At 72.8% G+C, this 2,049-nt stretch carries 2 protein-coding genes and 1 pseudogene; all 3 read right to left on the minus strand.

Translation table 11 applies throughout. The features are described 5' to 3' along the window. Positions 1 to 90: 90 nt before the first annotated feature. Positions 91 to 1,428 (minus strand): CpaF family protein, encoded by a 1,338-nt coding sequence (locus tag H5J33_RS32810; RefSeq protein ID WP_181798356.1) that lies wholly within the window; start codon positions 1,426 to 1,428, stop codon positions 91 to 93. Then, positions 1,425 to 1,808 carry a TadE/TadG family type IV pilus assembly protein gene (locus H5J33_RS32815; protein WP_181798357.1) on the minus strand — a complete coding sequence of 128 codons (384 nt, stop codon included), beginning with the start codon at positions 1,806 to 1,808 and terminating at the stop codon, positions 1,425 to 1,427. Before H5J33_RS32815 ends, H5J33_RS32810 begins: the two co-directional genes overlap by 4 nt. Positions 1,809 to 1,890: 82 nt before the next feature. Then, a pseudogene (locus H5J33_RS38035) lies at positions 1,891 to 2,049 on the minus strand (pilus assembly protein); the annotation flags it as partial.

A 2,049-nucleotide genomic window follows, 5' to 3' on the forward strand; every position in this document is an offset into this window, starting at 1 on the left:
GGCGTGCACACCGGCCACGGCCAGGACGCAGGCCAGCAGGGTCGCGCCGGTGATGAGCTGGGCGAGGGTGCTCGGTGACATGGTGGGGCCCTACCTGGCTTCTCGGGTGGCGAGCTGGTCGGCGGAGCGGGCCACGCCGAAGGCCTGCGGGATGGGCTGGCTCGCCATGTAGAGGCGGTCGGCGGTGCGGCGCGGCAGCGGGAGGTGCCGGAAGGCGCCGTGGACCCGGCCGTCCGGGGTCATCGGCCGGGCCTCGAAGCGGGCGGCGGTGGCCAGCCGGTACGGCTCCCCGCCGTGGCTGTCGAGCAGCGCGATCTCGGTGATGCGGCGGGCGCCGTCGGCGAACCGGGTGAGCTGGACGATGACGTCGACGGCGCTGTTGATCTGGTCGTGCAGGGCGACGAAGGGGACCTCGACGTCGGACATGGAGGCGAGGGTCTGGAGCCGGGTGAGGGCGTCCTCGGCGCTGTTGGCGTGCACGGTGGCCAGCGAGCCGTCGTGGCCGGTGGACATGGCCTGGAGCATGTCCAGGGACTCGCCGCCGCGGACCTCGCCGACCACGATCCGGTCGGGCCGCATGCGCAGCGAGTTGCGGACCAGGTCGCGGATGGTGACCTGGCCCTTGCCCTCCACGTTCGGCGGGCGGGACTCCAGGCGGACCACATGGCTCTGCTGGAGCTGGAGTTCGGCGGAGTCCTCGATGGTGATGATGCGCTCGTGCGGCGGGATCAGCCCGGACAGGGCGTTCAGCAGGGTGGTCTTGCCGGTGCCGGTGGCACCCGAGACGATGATGTTGAACTTGGCCTGCACCAGGCCGGCCAGCAGGTACACCATGTGCTCGTCCAGCGAGCCGAACCCGATCAGCTCCTGGAGGGTGAAGGAGCGCGGGAAGCGGCGGATGGTGAGCACCGGGCCGGTCAGGGACAGCGGCGGGATGATGACGTTGACCCGCTCGCCGGAGGGCAGCCGGGCGTCCACCATCGGGTTGGACTCGTCCACGCGGCGGTTGACCGTCGACACGATCCGCTCGATGGTCTGCATCAGCTGGTCGGCGGAGACGAACCGCAGGGGCAGCTGCTCGACCCGGCCGCCGCGCTCCACGAAGATCGCGTCGGGTCCGTTGACCATGATCTCGGTGATGGACGCGTCCTCCAGGAGGGGTTCGAGGATGCCGAGGCCCAGCGCCTCGTCCACCACCCGGCGGATCAGCTGGGCCCGTTCGACGGTGGACAGGACCGGTCCCTCGCGGCTGATGATGTGCCCGAGCACCCGCTCCAGGCGCGCCCGGCGCTCGGCGGCGGCCAGCGCGCTCATCTCCGCGAGGTCGATCTCCTCCAGCAGCTTGGCCCGGTAGGAGGCGACCAGGCGCCCGTCCTCGCCCCGGCTGCCGTGCTCCTCCGGAGCGCTGATGCGTGCCCGCAGGCTCATGGGCCTGTCGCCTCCTTCTGCCGGTGGTCGAGCGGCATGGTCGCGGACTTGGTGGCGTCGCCCAGGTCCCAGACGAGGGCGGGGATGTGGACGGTGGCGGTGACGGTCACCGTGCCGGCGCCCTCGGCGGCCGAGCAGGACACGTCCAGCACGCCGCTGACCGCGTCGGCGCATGCCTGGGCGTAGGACTGTGCCAGGGACGCGGCCCGTGCCCCGGCCCGGGCCGCCGTGCCGGCCTGTTCGGCGGCGTAGGCGACGGCACCGAGCTGGATGCCGGCCAGAGCGACGATCAGCAGGACGGGGATGAACCCCAGGTATTCGATGGCGACCTGGCCCCGGTCGCGCGGTCGCCGCTCGGCGCGTGCCCGGCGGTACGGCATCGCGGCGCGTGCCCGGCGGTACGGCATCGCGGCGCGTGCCCGGCGGTACGGGAGTCCGACTCGTGCCCTGCGGTACGGCATCTCAGCGTGTCACCTCCTCCACGGCCCCGGCGTGGCCGTGGACGGTGGCGGGGAAGGAGATCACGCCCGGGAAGAGGACGGGGACCTTGACGGAGACGTCGGCCGTGACGTACCCGGAGGTGCTGCACCGCACCGACGCGTCCCCGCGCCACGCCCCCGA

The organism is Streptomyces sp. WELS2, from assembly GCF_013870595.1.
In the GTDB taxonomy this organism is placed as follows: Bacteria; Actinomycetota; Actinomycetes; order Streptomycetales; family Streptomycetaceae; genus Streptomyces.